Source organism: Streptomyces sp. NPDC126503, assembly GCF_040302405.1.
Taxonomy (GTDB): Bacteria; Actinomycetota; Actinomycetes; order Streptomycetales; family Streptomycetaceae; genus Streptomyces; species Streptomyces gulbargensis.
This window is the reverse complement of the sequence record NZ_JBEORS010000008.1, coordinates 270,763-285,776: the sequence shown is the minus strand read 5'-3', so window position 1 is coordinate 285,776 and position 15,014 is coordinate 270,763. Positions and strand designations below refer to the sequence as shown.

The window sequence follows — 15,014 nt, the reverse complement described above, 5'->3', positions numbered from 1 at the left end:
ATCGTGGTCGAGGTCGGCGGCAAGCGCCTGGAGGTCTCCCTGCCCTCCAGCCTCGGCATGACCCTCGCCCGCACCGGCCTGGCCGCCGGCGCCAAACCCAAGCGCCGCGCCGCCAAGAAGTCCGGCCCCACCGCCTCCGGTGACACCCTCGCCTCCCCCATGCAGGGCACCATCGTCAAGATCGCCGTCGAAGAAGGCCAGGAAGTCAAGGAAGGCGACCTCGTCGTCGTCCTCGAAGCCATGAAAATGGAACAACCCCTCAACGCCCACAAATCCGGCACCGTCCAGGGCCTGAGCGCGGCGGTCGGCGCGTCCGTGACCTCCGGTGCCGCGATCTGCGAGATCAAGGACTGACGCCGGGACTTCCGTGTCACGGTTACCGTGTGAAGGGCCCGCAGGCATGCGCCTGCGGGCCCTTTCGCCGAAGGAGGGCCGTCCGTACGTCATGCGAGCCGACGCGCGCCGCAATCACGAGCGGCTGGTGAGGGAGGCCCGGGCCGCCTTCGCGGAACAGGGTACGGACGCGTCCCTGGAGGAGATCGCCCGCCGCGCGGGCCTGGGGATCGGCACGCTCTACCGCCATTTCCCGACGCGGGCGGATCTGCTGAACGCGGTCTTCCAGGAGGCCGTCACCGCGTTGCTGCGCCGTTCGCGCGAGCTGGCCGGGGCGGAGGCGCCGTGCGGCGCGCTGGTGGAGTGGCTGCGCACGCTCATCACTCATGCGAGTGAGTACCGGGGGCTGGCGCATGCGCTCATGTCGGCCTCGTACGACCGGGGTTCGGCGCTCGCCCGGTGCAGTGAGCCGCTGCGGACGGCGGGTGAGGCGCTGCTGGCCCGTGCACAGGAGGCGGGCCAGGTGCGGGCCGATGTGTCGATCGGCGATCTGATGCAGCTCACGAAGGCGATCACCCTGGCGGCGGAACAGTGCCCGGAGGACGCGGAGTTGGCGGACCGCCTGCTCACCCTGACCCTGCGCGGCCTGAAGGCCTGAGCCGCGTACCCCCGTCGCGTACGTCTCGTACGGCGCCGGGGATCAGCGGCGTCGCATGTCCGCGACGCGGGCGGTGCGTTCCATCGGGTCGGCTCCGAGGCCGCCCGCGCCCGGGCCCCGGAACTGGCCGGCCTGCGGCATCCGCCCCCGCTGGACGGGCAGCGGCATGTCGCGGCGGCCCCGGGGAGGCGGGGGAAGCTGTTCGGTCGCGCCGGTGCCCTGGCCGGTGCCGGCGACGGCGATCTGGACGCCCTGGTCGGCGAGGGCCTGGAGCTCGGTGGCGGCCCGGTCGTCGTGGGCCGGGGGCTCGTCGGTGACCAGTCGGGTGATCACGTCGGTCGGCACCGTCTGGAACATGGTGTCGGTGCCGAGCTTGGTGTGGTCGGCGAGGACGACGACCTCGGCCGCCGCCTGCACCAGGGCCCGGTCCACGCTCGCGGAGAGCATGTTGGAGGTGGAGAGGCCGCGCTCGGCGGTCAGTCCGCTGCCGGAGAGGAAGGCCCGGGAGACCCGCAGCCCCTGGAGGGACTGCTCGGCGCCGCTGCCGACGAGGGCGTAGTTGGAGCCGCGCAGGGTGCCGCCGGTCATGACGACCTCGACCCGGTTGGCGTGGGCGAGGGCCTGGGCGACCAGCAGGGAGTTGGTGACGACGGTCAGGCCGGGCACCCGGGCGAGCCGGCGGGCCAGCTCCTGCGTGGTCGTCCCGGCTCCGACGACGATGGCTTCGCCCTCTTCGACCAGGCCGGCCGCGACATCGGCGATGGCCGTCTTCTCCGCCGTCGCGAGATGGGATTTCTGCGGGAAGCCGGATTCTCGCGTGAATCCGCCCGGCAACACCGCACCGCCGTGCCGGCGGTCGAGGAGTCCTTCTGCCTCCAGCGCCCGTACGTCTCTGCGCACGGTCACTTCGGAGGTCTGGACGACGCGGGCGAGCTCACGGAGCGACACGGCTCCGTTGGCACGCACCATTTCGAGGATCAACTGGCGACGTTCTGCAGCGAACACGAAACTGACAGTAACGTGACCGCCCGATAGTTTTCAGCAGTATGCGCCGAATTAAAGAAGTTGCGCACGGACGGGGCCCTCAAGTGGTATGGAGGACCCCGCCGTTGATCGTTCTATGCCCCGGCTTGCCGGGGGTTGTCCGAGTCGGAGAACCGTTCCCGCAGGCGGGAGCGGCGACCGGCCCGAGGGTCAGGCCTCGCCCGCCGTCTTTCGGGTGTGCAACTGCCGTGCCACTTCCGCGATCGAGCCCGACAGGGAGGGGTACACGGTGAAAGCATTTGCGATCTGTTCGACCGTCAGATTGTTGTCGACCGCGATCGAGATGGGGTGGATCAGCTCGCTCGCCCGGGGGGCGACGACGCAGCCGCCGACCACGATGCCGGTGCCCGGGCGGCAGAAGATCTTCACGAAGCCGTCCCGGATGCCCTGCATCTTGGCGCGCGGGTTGCGCAGCAGCGGCAGCTTGACGACCCGGGCGTCGATCTTGCCCGCGTCCACGTCCGCCTGTGTGTAACCGACGGTGGCGATCTCCGGGTCGGTGAAGACGTTCGCGGAGACCGTCTTGAGGTTCAGCGGGGTCACCGCGTCGCCGAGGAAGTGGTACATCGCGATCCGGCCCTGCATGGCGGCGACCGAGGCGAGCGCGAAGACGCCGGTGACGTCACCGGCCGCGTACACGCCGGGGGCGCTCGTGCGGGAGACCCGGTCGGTCAGGATGTGGCCGGAGTCCTTCAGCCGGACCCCCGCCTCCTCCAGGCCCATGCCGGCCGTGTTCGGGATCGCGCCGACCGCCATGAGGCAGTGCGTGCCGGAGATGACCCGGCCGTCGGCGAGGGTGACCTCCACCCGGTCGCCGACCCGCTTGGCGGACTCGGCGCGCGAGCGGGCCATGACGTTCATGCCGCGCCGGCGGAAGACGTCCTCCAGGACGGCCGCCGCGTCCGGGTCCTCGCCCGGCAGCACGCGGTCGCGCGAGGAGACCAGGGTGACCCGCGAGCCGAGCGCCTGGTAGGCGCCGGCGAACTCGGCGCCGGTGACGCCGGAGCCGACCACGATGAGCTCCTCGGGCAGCTCCTTGAGGTCGTACACCTGCGTCCAGTTCAGGATGCGCTCGCCGTCCGGCTTGGCGTCGGGCAGCTCGCGCGGGTGACCGCCGGTGGCGATCAGGACGGCGTCGGCGGCCAGCGTCTCCTCGCTGCCGTCGGCGGCGGTCACGATCACCTCGCGGGAGCCGTCCGCCGCCTGCCGGCCGGAGAACCGGCCGCGGCCGCGCAGCACCCGGGCCCCGGCCCGGGTCACGGAGGCGGTGATGTCGTGCGACTGGGCGAGCGCGAGCCGCTTCACACGGCGGTTCACCTTGCCGAGGTCCACGCCCACGACGCGGGCGGCCTGCTCCAGGTGGGGGGTGTCGTCCGCGACGATGATGCCGAGCTCCTCGTAGGAGGAGTCGAAGGTGGTCATCACCTCGGCGGTGGCGATCAGGGTCTTGGAGGGGACGCAGTCGGTCAGGACGGACGCGCCGCCGAGGCCGTCGCAGTCGACGACGGTCACCTCCGCGCCGAGTTGGGCGCCCACCAGGGCCGCCTCGTATCCGCCGGGTCCGCCGCCGATGATCACGATCCGGGTCACTGGGATCTACGCCTCGCGCTCTCGTTCTGCCGGGGTGGTCCCCCCGCTGGGGCTGCAGTGCGTACGCCATTGTCCCGCACGCTTCAAGTGCGTACCCCATTCTCCCGCACGGCGGGGGGCTCCTCTCGTCGGGGCCTCCATACGGCCCTCACCTCGGAGTTCGGCGGAGTGACCACACCCTCCCGTACCCTCGGTCCCATGTCGCTCTACGCCGCGTACGCCGGCAACCTCGACGCGCGGCTGATGAGTCGCCGCGCACCGCACTCCCCGCTGCGCAGCACCGGCTGGCTCAACGGCTGGCGGCTGACCTTCGGCGGCGAGCAGATGGGCTGGGAGGGAGCGCTCGCCACCATCGTGGAGGCCCCGCGCTCCCAGGTCTTCGTGGCGCTGTACGACATCGCTCCGATGGACGAGGACTCGATGGACCGCTGGGAGGGCGTGGGCCTCGACATCTACCGCCGGATGCGGGTGCGGGTGCACACGCTGGACGGCGAGGAGCCGGCCTGGGTGTACGTCCTGAACGCGTACGAGGGCGGCCTGCCCTCGGCCCGGTACCTGGGCGAGGTGGCCGACGCGGCCGAGTCGGCGGGAGCCCCCCACGACTACGTGATGGAACTCCGCAAGCGGCCCTGCTGAGCGCCGAGGGCGGTGGCCTGACCGGGGCGGCCTGCCGAGGGCCGCAGGTCCGAGGCCTGGCCCGGGGGGCCCGCTGAGCACTGCCGGGCGGTGGCCCGGCCGGGGCCGGTCCTCGCCGAGAGCCCGCGGGCGGCAGGGCTCCACAGGGCCGACTCGCACTGCCACGTTCCCTGAGGGACGACTGTCGGCCGCCTGCCAGGTGCCCGCGCCGAAGGCCGGAGGCCCGCGCCCGGGCCGGGTCGTACGGGCGGCGACACCGGCGGCCCGCTCCGGGGCACCGCACCGTCGTTCCCACCCCGCGCCGCGGGCCACCCCGCGTTCGTGGGAAACGACAAGACAACGATCGCAGCTCCGTTCGCGGCGTCATCTACGCGCGTAGGGTTTCTCGGGCTAGGCTTCTGCGCGTATCAAATCCGTCCGGGGTCTTCCCTCGGACCCCCCTCCCCGAGGCGAGAGAGTCAGTGAACGCAACTGCCACCCCGTACGAGGCCGCCGAGGCCGCTGCCGCGCGTCTCCGCGAGCTGACCGGAGTCGAGAACCACGACGTCGCCCTGGTCATGGGCTCCGGCTGGGCGCCCGCCGTCGACGCGCTCGGCGCTCCCGAGGCCGAGTTCCCGGTGACCGAGCTCCCCGGTTTCCCGCCGCCGGTCGTCGAGGGCCACGGCGGCAAGATCCGCTCGTACAAGATCGGTGAGAAGCGCGCCCTCGTCTTCCTCGGCCGCACCCACTTCTACGAGGGCCGGGGCGTCGCCTCCGTCGCCCACGGCGTCCGCACCGCCGTCGCCGCCGGCGTCAAGACCGTCGTCCTGACCAACGGCTGCGGCGGCCTGCGCGAGGGCATGCGCCCCGGTCAGCCGGTCCTGATCAGCGACCACATCAACCTGACGGCCGCCTCGCCGATCGTCGGCGCGAACTTCGTGGACCTCACCGACCTGTACTCGCCGCGGCTGCGCGCGCTGTGCAAGGAGGTCGACGAGACCCTGGAGGAGGGCGTCTACGTCCAGTTCCCCGGGCCGCACTACGAGACCCCGGCCGAGATCAACATGGTCCGCGTCCTGGGCGGCGACCTGGTCGGCATGTCCACCGTCCTGGAGGCCATCGCGGCCCGCGAGGCGGGCGCCGAGGTCCTGGGCATCTCCCTGGTCACCAACCTGGCGGCGGGCCTCTCGGGCGAGCCGCTCAACCACGAGGAGGTCCTCCAGGCGGGCCGCGACTCGGCCGCCCGCATGGGCGAGCTCCTCACCCGGGTGCTCGACCGCATCTGATCCCCTCTTCCCGGCCCCGCCCCGCCCCGGGCGGGGCCGCTCGCCGGGCGGCTTCCTTCCCTGCCGCCCGCGGCCCGGACGGACGGGACGTGGGGCGTGGCGCACGGGCCGGGGCCCGGCGCCCGCACCGCCCGCACCACCCGCACCACCCACCCCGTCCGACCCACGCGGCGAGGAGCGGCGACCGCCGGAGAAACGGTTCCCCGCCCCTCGGGGGCCGCTTTCGGCCGGGACCAAGGTCCCGGGTGGACCCGCCGGTTACGGGAAGGCGCGGGGCGGGGAAAAGAAGACGCCCGCCCGCTTACGTCCGTACATCCGAAAGGCACACACCGTGACGCAGGACGACCTCCTCGCCCGGGCCCAGGCCTGGCTCGCAGAGGACCCCGACAGCGAGACCCGCGAGGAACTCGCCCGGCTCATCGAGGCCGGCGAGCACGAGGAGCTGACCGCGCGCTTCAGCGGCACGCTGCAGTTCGGCACCGCCGGGCTCCGCGGCGAGCTGGGCGCCGGTCCCATGCGCATGAACCGCTCCGTCGTCATCCGGGCCGCCGCCGGCCTGGCCGCGTACCTGAAGGCCAAGGGCCAGGGGGACGGCCTCGTCGTGATCGGCTACGACGCCCGCTACAAGTCGGCCGACTTCGCCCGCGACACCGCCGCCGTGATGACGGGCGCCGGGCTGCGCGCCGCGCTGCTGCCCCGCCCGCTGCCGACGCCCGTCCTGGCGTACGCCATAAGGCACCTGGGCGCCGTCGCGGGCGTCGAGGTGACCGCGAGCCACAACCCGCCGCGCGACAACGGCTACAAGGTCTACCTGGGCGACGGCTCGCAGATCGTGCCGCCGGCGGACGCGGAGATCGCCGCGGAGATCGCCGCCGTGCGCTCGCTGGAGGACGTGCCCCGCCCGTCGGAGGGCTGGGAGACGCTGGGAGACGAGGTCCTGGAGGCCTACCTGGAGCGCACGGACGCCGTCCTCTCCCCCGGCTCGGCCCGCACGGCGCGGACCGTCTACACGGCCATGCACGGCGTCGGCAAGGAGGTCCTGACGGCCGCCTTCGCCCGGCACGGCTTCCCGCCGCCGGCGCTCGTCGCCGAGCAGGCCGAACCGGACCCGGCGTTCCCGACGGTCGCCTTCCCGAACCCGGAGGAGCCGGGGGCCATGGACCTGGCCTTCGAGGCGGCCCGGGCCGTGGACCCGGACATCGTCATCGCCAACGACCCGGACGCGGACCGCTGCGCGGTGGCCGTGCCGGACGCGGACGCCGAGGGCGGCTGGCGGATGCTCCGCGGTGACGAGGTGGGCGCGCTGCTCGCCGCGCACCTGGTGGGCAAGGGCGCCCGGGGCGTCTTCGCCGAGTCGATCGTGTCCTCCTCGCTGCTCGGCCGGATCGCCGAGGCCGCCGGGGTCGGGTACGAGGAGACGCTGACCGGCTTCAAGTGGATCGCCCGGGTCGAAGGGCTGCGGTACGGCTACGAGGAGGCGCTCGGCTACTGCGTCGACCCGGAGGGCGTCCGCGACAAGGACGGCATCACGGCGGCGCTGGCCGTCGCCGAGCTGGCCTCCGAGCTGAAGGAGCGGGGCCGGACGCTGACGGACCTGCTCGACGACCTGGCGGTGCGGCACGGTCTGCACGCCACCGACCAGCTGTCGGTGCGCGTCCAGGACCTGAGCGTCATCGCGAACGCGATGGCGGCGCTGCGCGAGCGGCCCCCGGTGCGGCTCGCGGGGCTGACGGTCGTGTCGGCGGAGGACCTGACGAAGGGCACGGAGTCGCTGCCGCCGACGGACGGGCTGCGCTACCACCTGGAGGGCGACCACAAGGCCCGGGTGATCGTCCGCCCGTCCGGTACGGAGCCCAAGCTGAAGTGCTACCTGGAGGTCGTCGTCCCGGTGGCGGGTACCGAGGGGCTCCCGGCGGCGCGGGCGAAGGGCGCCGAGGTGCTCGCCGCGCTGAAGAAGGACCTGGCGGAGGCGGCCGGTCTCTGACCGCCGCGCCCGCGGCGCAGGACGGCACGGAGGGCCGGTACGGAAGCGTTTCCGTACCGGCCCTCCGGCGTGCGCCCCGTCGGGGGCGGGATCAGCCGGTCGCCTTGAGGATCACGAAGAGGACCGCTCCGGCCACGGCCGGGGCGAGGATCTCGTACGCCCAGCGCACCTCGGGGCCGCCCTGCGCGCCCGGCCGGCCGGCACCGGCCCCGGCCATCTCGCGCAGCTCGGCGATGGCCCGGTCCGCGGGGGCGGCCCGGCCGTCGGAGTCGAAGGAGCCGGCGGCCTCCCCGGTGGCGCGGGCCCCGAGGCGGGCCGCCTTCTTGCGCTTGCGCAGCGAGACGGGGACGGCCCACAGCTGGTACGTGGCGCCCTCCTGGGTGAAGACCTCGCTGGAGTAGCCGGCGCGGACGTCGGCGACGGCGCTCCACGGCAGGGTGATCGTCCGGAAGGGGTTGCGGACCCGGAGCCGGTCGGCGTTGGCGTACACCACCGGCCGGATGGTGAAGGCGACGATCAGCGGGGCGGCCAGGAGGAGTCCGGCGAGCGCCAGCCACGGCGTGCGGCCCTCGCCGCGCAGCAGCGCGTCCCCGGCGAAGAAGCACGCGAGGAGCAGCAGGAAGACCCCGCTCGCGATCCCCAGGGGGGAGCGGTAGGCGCGGTCGGCGTACGGCGGCTCGGCACTCGGCCGGTCCTGGCGCGGCTCGTGGCCCGGCTCGGACGGCTGCTCGGGGGTGGTCATGCCGGAGATTGTGCCTCAGCGGGCCCGGTGGGGGCTCAGGCGGCCCGCGCGGCCACCAGATCCGCGTACAGGATGATGTTGTCGGGGCGGTGGCCGCCGGCCAGTTCGCCGCCGCAGGTGATGAGGCGCAGCTCGGGGCGGGTGGTGTCGCCGTAGACCTTCGCCGTCGGGAAGGTCTTCTTGTCGACCTGCTCCAGCTCGCGGACGCGGAAGACGGCGTCGGTGCCGTCGGCCCTGGTCACGGTGATCTCGTCGCCGACGCGGGCCTTGGCGACGTCCTTGAGCACGGCGGGTCCGCGCGCGGTGTCGAAGTGGCCGATGAGGATCGCGGGGCCGGTCTCCCCGGGCGTGACGCCCTTGTCGTACCAGCCGATGCGGTCCGCCTCCGCCTCCGAGGGCACCTCGACCGTGCCGTCGGCGGCGAGTCCGAGGCGGAGGACCGGCCCGCCGGGACCGGTGTCGACGCCGGTGGACGGCATCCGGACGCGGACGGGCAGCGAACGGGCGAGCGGACGGACGGAGGCGGCCTGCGCCGCCGGCACGGGCGCCGAGGCCTCGACGACGCGGGGCGGCGGCGTGCCCTCGCCACCGGGTCCGGCCGAACAGCCGGCCAGGGCGGTGACCACGGTGAGCACGGCCGCCGCGGCGAGCGACGCGGTACGGGGACGGGCGGGGTGACGGCTGGGGCGGGCGGGCTTCACGGGGCGCGGCTCCGGACGGAACGGGGCCGGCCGCCACATGGCTGCGGCGACCGGCCCGGGTGGGGTGGGGTGGTGCTCCCGCTCGGGTCAAAGGGCGAGGAGGCTGGGTGGGGTGGGGTGGTGCTCCCGCTCGGGTCAAAGGGCGAGGAGGCTGGGTGGGGTGGGGTGGTGCTCCCGCTCGGGTCAAGGGGCGGGGAGGCTGAGGGGTGTGGGGTGTGCGAGGGGTGCGTGGCTGTCGGAGGGCGGGGTGAGGCGTGGGCCCCGCCGCCCCGTTCCCGTCAGGCGCGGCCCGCCGCGCGGCGGCGGACGACGAGGAAGCCGAGGCCCGCGGCGGCGAGCGAGGCCGCTCCCGCGCCGGTGGCGACGAGGGCGGTGGACCCGCCCGTGGTGCCGAGCTCGGCACCGGCCGCGACGCCGCCCTTCGGGACGACGGAGGTCTGGCCGCCGGTGGCCGAGGGGCCCGTGCCCGTGCCCGTACCCGTGCCTGTGCCGGTGGCCGGGCGGGTGGTGGAGGAGGTGGGCTTCTCGCAGCCCTTCGGCAGCTTCGGGAACGCGGTCCAGGCGTACGGGGTGCCACCGCCCTGGGTGCGCTGGCCGAGCTTCGGGGTGAGGGTGTGGGCGCCGGAGATGGTCAGGCCCATGCCGGTGTCGGCGGGGTGGGCGCGGTCGACGGTGACGACCGGCTTGCCCTGCTCGTCCTTGAGGACGGCCTTGGGGCCCTTCTCCAGGTCGTGGGTGAGCGTCACGGTCAGCTGCGCGAAGACGGAGGGGATGTCCTGGCGGACGGTGCACTCCCCGATGACGACCGGGGTTCCGGCGGCAGGGGCGGGCGCGCCGGACAGCAGCTGCGGGGCGGCCTGCCGCGCGGAGCCGGGGACGTAGGCGGCGAACCCGCCGTCCTCCTCCAGGATCACGACGGCCTTGCCGTAGGTGAGGACCTGGCGGCCGCTCGCCACGTAGGTGTAGCCGCGGCCCACACCGTTGTCGAGGAGCTGGAGGCCGGGGACGCCGTTCTCGCGGTCGAGCTGCACGACGGTGCCGTCGGCGAGCCGGTAGACGCCGGAGCGCGCGCCGGGGATGTAGTTGCCGACCCAGTGGTGGGTGGCGCCGCCCGGGGTGAGGACGAAGAAGGTGCCGTTGTCGTTGCCGGCGACGGAGCGGCCGTCGGCGGTGAGGGACTCGGTGTACGCGCCCTGGAGGTAGAAGTCGGCCCGGTGGTGCCCCGCCGCGACCTTGTAGATCTTGGCGACGTAGCCGCCCGCCAGCTTCTCGGTGCGGACGAGGGTGCCCTGCGCCGTGTCGGTGGCGGGGGCGGTGGTGGCCGGCGCGGTCGGGGGGGCGGAGGCGGTGGGCGCCGTGGTGGCGGTCGCGGTCGGCGTCGGGGTGGCGGAGGGCGTCGCGGAGGCGGACGGCGTGGCGGTGGTCGCGGAGGGGGCCGCCGGGGTGCTCGGGCTCGCCGGAGTGGTCGGGGTCGCGGTGGCAGCCGGCGTGACCGTCGCGGTACCGGGGGTCCTGGGGCCGTTCGTCGCGGTCGTCACCGGACCGTCGGCGGCGAAGGCCGCCACGGCGGTGAGGGCCGGGGTGGTGACCGCGACGCCCGCGACGAGGGCGGTGGCGATGGCGGTGCGAAGGGCGGTGCGCATAACGACTCCAGGGATCTGGTCAGGGTGGATGGAGAGCCGCATGCCGCTGTTGCTCGGTCCGACTGTGTCCGGTGAGGTCTGGCTGGCTGCGAGACAAAAATTAGTGATCTTGTATGAGGGAGGCGTCCGCTCCTCGTCACGGGCGTGTGACAGGTGTCACCGCGCCGGATGCGGGGCTGTGACCTCGGGCTCTGCCCGGGGCCTCCCCTGTACAGGTCGCTACGCGCGTAGATATGCTCGACTGGTGACCATGCCCACCACTGCACCCGCAGCCAATGCCTTCGCCGACGTGACCGCGTCCGACAGCGCGCTGCGCCGCTTCCTCCACGGGCTGCCCGGCGTCGACGCCGTCGGCCTGGAGGCGCGCGCCGCGTCCCTCGGCACCCGCTCGATCAAGACCACGGCCAAGGCGTACGCCATCGACCTGGCCATCTCGATGATCGACCTGACGACGCTCGAAGGCGCGGACACCCCGGGCAAGGTCCGGGCCCTCGCCGCGAAGGCCGTCCATCCCGATCCGACCGACCGTACGACCCCGACGACCGCCGCCGTCTGCGTCTACCCCGACATGGTGGCCACCGCCAAGGCCGCCCTGGCGGGCTCCGGCGTCAAGGTCGCCTCGGTCGCCACCGCCTTCCCGGCGGGCCGCGCCGCCCTCCCCGTGAAGCTGGCCGACACCGCCGACGCGATCGCCGCCGGCGCGGACGAGATCGACATGGTCATCGACCGTGGCGCCTTCCTCGCCGGCCGCTACCTGGAGGTCTACGAGCAGATCGCCGCGATCAAGGCGGAGTGCGGCGACCGCGCCCGCCTCAAGGTGATCTTCGAGACCGGTGAGCTGTCCACGTACGACAACATCCGCCGCGCCTCCTGGCTCGGCATGATGGCCGGCGCGGACTTCATCAAGACCTCGACCGGCAAGGTCGCGGTGAACGCCACCCCCGCGAACACCCTGCTCATGCTGGAGGCGGTGCGCGACTTCCGCGCGCAGACCGGCGTGCAGATCGGTGTGAAGCCGGCCGGCGGCATCCGCAACACCAAGGAAGCGATCAAGTTCCTGGTGCTGGTCAACGAGACCGTCGGCGAGAACTGGCTGGACAACCACTGGTTCCGCTTCGGCGCCTCCAGCCTGCTCAACGACCTGCTGATGCAGCGCCAGAAGCTGGCGACCGGCCGCTACTCCGGCCCCGATTACGTGACGGTGGACTGATCAACATGGCATCTGCATTCGAGTACGCACCGGCGCCCGAGTCCCGGTCCGTCGTCGACATCGCCCCTTCCTACGGCCTGTTCATCGACGGCGAGTTCACGGACGCGGCCGACGGCAAGGTCTTCAAGAGCGTCTCCCCCTCCACCGAGGAGGTTCTGTCCGAGGTCGCCCAGGCGGGCGCCGAGGACGTGGACCGCGCGGTGAAGGCGGCGCGCCGGGCCTTCGAGAAGTGGTCGGCGCTGCCCGGTTCCGAGCGCGCCAAGTACCTCTTCCGGATCGCCCGCATCATCCAGGAGCGCAGCCGCGAGCTGGCCGTCCTGGAGACCCTCGACAACGGCAAGCCGATCAAGGAGACCCGCGACGCGGACCTCCCCCTGGTCGCGGCGCACTTCTTCTACTACGCGGGCTGGGCCGACAAGCTCGACCACGCCGGCTTCGGAGCGAACCCCCGCCCGCTGGGCGTGGCCGGCCAGGTCATCCCGTGGAACTTCCCGCTGCTGATGCTGGCGTGGAAGATCGCCCCGGCGCTCGCGACCGGCAACACGGTCGTCCTGAAGCCGGCCGAGACGACCCCGCTCTCCGCCCTGTTCTTCGCGGACATCTGCCGCCAGGCCGGGCTGCCGAAGGGCGTCGTCAACATCCTGCCCGGTTACGGGGACGCCGGCGCCGCGCTGGTCGAGCACCCGGACGTGAACAAGGTCGCCTTCACCGGCTCGACCGCCGTCGGCAAGGCCATCGCGCGCTCCGTCGCCGGCACGGACAAGAAGCTCACCCTGGAGCTGGGCGGCAAGGGCGCCAACATCGTCTTCGACGACGCCCCGGTCGACCAGGCCGTCGAGGGCATCGTCAACGGCATCTTCTTCAACCAGGGCCAGGTCTGCTGCGCGGGCTCGCGGCTCCTCGTCCAGGAGTCCGTCCACGACGAGGTGCTCGACGCGCTGAAGCGCCGCCTGAGCACCCTGCGTCTGGGCGACCCGCTGGACAAGAACACCGACATCGGCGCCATCAACTCGCCCGAGCAGCTGGCCCGCATCACCGCGCTCGTGGAGCAGGGCGAGGCCGAGGGCGCCGAGCGCTGGTCGGCCGCCTGCGAGATCCCGTCGGCCGGGTACTGGTTCGCCCCGACCCTGTTCACGAACGTGACGCAGGCGCACACGGTGGCCCGCGACGAGATCTTCGGCCCGGTCCTGTCGGTGCTCACGTTCCGTACCCCCGACGAGGCCGTCGCGAAGGCCAACAACAGCCAGTACGGCCTGTCGGCCGGCATCTGGACGGAGAAGGGCTCGCGGATCCTCGCCGTGGCGGGCAAGCTCCGGGCGGGTGTCGTCTGGGCCAACACGTTCAACAAGTTCGACCCGACCTCGCCGTTCGGCGGTTACAAGGAGTCGGGCTTCGGCCGCGAGGGCGGCCGTCACGGTCTGGAGGCCTACCTCGATGTCTGAGAAGTCCGAGCAGCGTCTGAGCGTCTTCAAGACCTACAAGCTGTACGTGGGAGGCAAGTTCCCGCGTTCCGAGAGCGGCCGGGTGTACGAGGTGACGGACTCGAAGGGCAAGTGGCTGGCGAACGCCCCGCTCTCCTCCCGCAAGGACGCCCGTGACGCCGTCGTGGCCGCGCGCAAGGCCTTCGGCGGCTGGGCGGGCGCGACGGCGTACAACCGGGGCCAGATCCTCTACCGCGTCGCCGAGATGCTGGAGGGCCGCAAGGGCCAGTTCGTGCACGAGGTCGCGCACGCGGAGGGGCTGTCGAAGAACAAGGCGGCCGAGGTCGTCGAGGCCACGATCGACCGCTGGGTCTGGTACGCGGGCTGGACCGACAAGATCGCGCAGGTCGTGGGCGGGGCGAACCCGGTCGCGGGCCCGTTCTTCAACCTGTCCACCCCGGAGCCGACCGGTGTCGTCGCCGTCATCGCCCCGCAGGAGTCGTCCTTCCTGGGCCTGGTGTCGGTGATCGCCCCGGTGATCGCCACCGGCAACACGGCGGTCGTCGTCGCGAGCGAGAAGGCCCCGCTCCCGGCACTGTCCCTCGGTGAGGTGCTCGCCACCTCCGACCTGCCGGGCGGTGTCGTCAACGTTCTCTCCGGCAAGGCCGCCGAGATGGGCCCGCACCTGGCCGCCCACCAGGACGTCAACGCGATCGACCTCACGGGCGCGGACACCGGCCTCGCCCGCGAGCTCGAGATCGCCGCGGCCGACAACCTGAAGCGCGTCCTGCGCCGCCGTACCGAGGACTTCACCGCGTCCCCGGGCACGGACCGCATGACGGCCTTCCTGGAGACGAAGACGGTCTGGCACCCGACGGGTTCGCTGGGCGCCTCCGGCTCCTCGTACTAGCGGCGCGACGTGTGGGACGGCCCCCGGGCCGGCGGCGTGACCCGCCTGCCGCCCGGGGGCCGTCCGCCGTGCCCGGACGAGGGCGGTGCCCGCTCCGTCCCCGGGCGTGACGGGGCGGGCACCGCCCGTGGTCGGGGTGTGATGCTCGATACCAAGGGGCGCTCCCGGGGCTCCGCCGCACGCGGGAATGCCTCACACTGGTGTCCCGTGACCTCCCAACCGATACCGACCCGAGTCGTCCTGCTCGCGGGCCCCTCCGGCTCCGGCAAGTCCTCTCTCGCCGCCCGCACCGGACTTCCGGTGCTGCGCCTCGACGACTTCTACAAGGAGGGCGACGACCCGACCCTCCCGCTCGTCCTCGGCAGCTCGGACATCGACTGGGACTCGCCCCTCTCCTGGGACGCGGACGCCGCCGTCGCCGCGATCCTCGACCTGTGCCGCACCGGCCGGACCGACGTCCCGGTGTACGACATCGCCACCAGCTCCCGGGTCGACCGCGACCGTCTGGACATCGGGCGCACCCCGCTGTTCGTGGCGGAGGGCATCTTCGCCGCCGACATCGTGGAGCGCTGCCGCGAGCTCGGGGTGCTCGCCGACGCGCTCTGCCTGCGCGGCCGGCCCTCCACGACCTTCCGCCGCCGTCTGCTGCGCGACCTGCGGGAGGGCCGCAAGTCGGTGCCGTTCCTGCTGCGCCGCGGCTGGCGCCTGATGCGCGCCGAGCGTTCCATCGTGGCCCGGCAGACGGCGCTCGGCGCCCACCCGTGCGCCAAGGCCGAGGCCCTCGGCCGTCTGGCGGCGGCCGCCGCCGGGCGGCACCGGACGCCCGCCGCCCGCTGAAACCGTCCGCGGACGTGACGCGGGGCCGGACGAGATCCCC

Annotated in this window: 14 protein-coding genes; 9 read left to right on the top strand and 5 right to left on the bottom strand. The window is 73.3% G+C overall.

Translation table 11 applies throughout. The features are described 5' to 3' along the window. Together ABTY40_RS14180 and ABTY40_RS14175 are read left to right on the top strand one after the other, a co-directional pair. On the top strand, nucleotides 1-354 hold a 354-nt coding region (locus tag ABTY40_RS14180), incomplete at its 5' end, for a biotin/lipoyl-containing protein (protein ID WP_352059745.1). A 91-nt stretch (nucleotides 355-445) separates the two neighbouring features. After that, nucleotides 446-991 (top strand): TetR/AcrR family transcriptional regulator, encoded by a 546-nt coding sequence (locus ABTY40_RS14175; RefSeq protein WP_352059744.1) that lies wholly within the window; start codon nucleotides 446-448, stop codon nucleotides 989-991. A 42-nt stretch (nucleotides 992-1,033) separates the two neighbouring features. Here the strand turns inward: ABTY40_RS14175 and ABTY40_RS14170 are convergent, their stop codons facing one another. Continuing rightward, nucleotides 1,034-1,960: a DeoR/GlpR family DNA-binding transcription regulator gene (locus ABTY40_RS14170; protein ID WP_502990577.1), complete on the bottom strand. Its 927-nt coding sequence runs from the start codon at nucleotides 1,958-1,960 to the stop codon at nucleotides 1,034-1,036. A 225-nt stretch (nucleotides 1,961-2,185) separates the two neighbouring features. Beyond that, nucleotides 2,186-3,625, bottom strand: coding sequence for an NAD(P)H-quinone dehydrogenase (locus ABTY40_RS14165; RefSeq protein WP_352059742.1), 1,440 nt, complete (start codon nucleotides 3,623-3,625; stop codon nucleotides 2,186-2,188). Nucleotides 3,626-3,823: 198 nt separating this feature from the next. Here ABTY40_RS14165 and ABTY40_RS14160 point away from each other — a divergent pair, with 198 nt between their 5' ends. From ABTY40_RS14160 to ABTY40_RS14150, 3 genes are all read left to right on the top strand, one after another. Then, nucleotides 3,824-4,261: a gamma-glutamylcyclotransferase family protein gene (locus tag ABTY40_RS14160; RefSeq protein ID WP_309053753.1), complete on the top strand. Its 438-nt coding sequence runs from the start codon at nucleotides 3,824-3,826 to the stop codon at nucleotides 4,259-4,261. Between the two features lie 461 nt (nucleotides 4,262-4,722). Continuing rightward, on the top strand, nucleotides 4,723-5,526 hold the full coding sequence (locus tag ABTY40_RS14155; protein WP_345278392.1) for a purine-nucleoside phosphorylase: 804 nt from the start codon (nucleotides 4,723-4,725) through the stop codon (nucleotides 5,524-5,526). A 331-nt stretch (nucleotides 5,527-5,857) separates the two neighbouring features. Further along, complete coding sequence (locus ABTY40_RS14150) at nucleotides 5,858-7,510, top strand: phospho-sugar mutase (protein WP_352059741.1); 1,653 nt, start codon at nucleotides 5,858-5,860, stop codon at nucleotides 7,508-7,510. 91 nt (nucleotides 7,511-7,601) lie between these two features. On the opposite strand, the gene ABTY40_RS14145 is transcribed toward ABTY40_RS14150, so the two are convergent. The 3 genes from ABTY40_RS14145 to ABTY40_RS14135 form a co-directional block, all read right to left on the bottom strand. Next, nucleotides 7,602-8,252 (bottom strand): PH domain-containing protein, encoded by a 651-nt coding sequence (locus ABTY40_RS14145; RefSeq protein ID WP_352059740.1) that lies wholly within the window; start codon nucleotides 8,250-8,252, stop codon nucleotides 7,602-7,604. A 35-nt stretch (nucleotides 8,253-8,287) separates the two neighbouring features. Then, the gene (locus ABTY40_RS14140; protein ID WP_502990575.1) at nucleotides 8,288-8,992 is read right to left on the bottom strand and encodes a class F sortase; all 705 of its coding nucleotides are present in this window, start codon (nucleotides 8,990-8,992) and stop codon (nucleotides 8,288-8,290) included. A gap of 239 nt (nucleotides 8,993-9,231) precedes the next feature. Further along, nucleotides 9,232-10,596 carry a hypothetical protein gene (locus ABTY40_RS14135; RefSeq protein ID WP_352059738.1) on the bottom strand — a complete coding sequence of 455 codons (1,365 nt, stop codon included), beginning with the start codon at nucleotides 10,594-10,596 and terminating at the stop codon, nucleotides 9,232-9,234. Between the two features lie 250 nt (nucleotides 10,597-10,846). Between ABTY40_RS14135 and deoC the strand changes: the two genes are divergently transcribed. The 4 genes from deoC (at nucleotide 10,847) to ABTY40_RS14115 (ending at nucleotide 14,974) form a co-directional block, all read left to right on the top strand. Beyond that, complete coding sequence (gene deoC, locus ABTY40_RS14130) at nucleotides 10,847-11,806, top strand: deoxyribose-phosphate aldolase (protein ID WP_352059737.1); 960 nt, start codon at nucleotides 10,847-10,849, stop codon at nucleotides 11,804-11,806. 5 nt (nucleotides 11,807-11,811) lie between these two features. Next, complete coding sequence (locus ABTY40_RS14125; RefSeq protein ID WP_345278398.1) at nucleotides 11,812-13,248, top strand: aldehyde dehydrogenase family protein; 1,437 nt, start codon at nucleotides 11,812-11,814, stop codon at nucleotides 13,246-13,248. Next, nucleotides 13,241-14,137, top strand: a complete 897-nt coding sequence (locus ABTY40_RS14120; RefSeq protein ID WP_352059736.1) for an aldehyde dehydrogenase family protein — start codon at nucleotides 13,241-13,243, stop codon at nucleotides 14,135-14,137. Before ABTY40_RS14125 ends, ABTY40_RS14120 begins: the two co-directional genes overlap by 8 nt. A 141-nt stretch (nucleotides 14,138-14,278) precedes the next feature. Continuing rightward, the gene (locus tag ABTY40_RS14115; protein ID WP_352059735.1) at nucleotides 14,279-14,974 is read left to right on the top strand and encodes a uridine kinase family protein; all 696 of its coding nucleotides are present in this window, start codon (nucleotides 14,279-14,281) and stop codon (nucleotides 14,972-14,974) included. The last annotated feature ends 40 nt before the right edge of the window (nucleotides 14,975-15,014 follow it).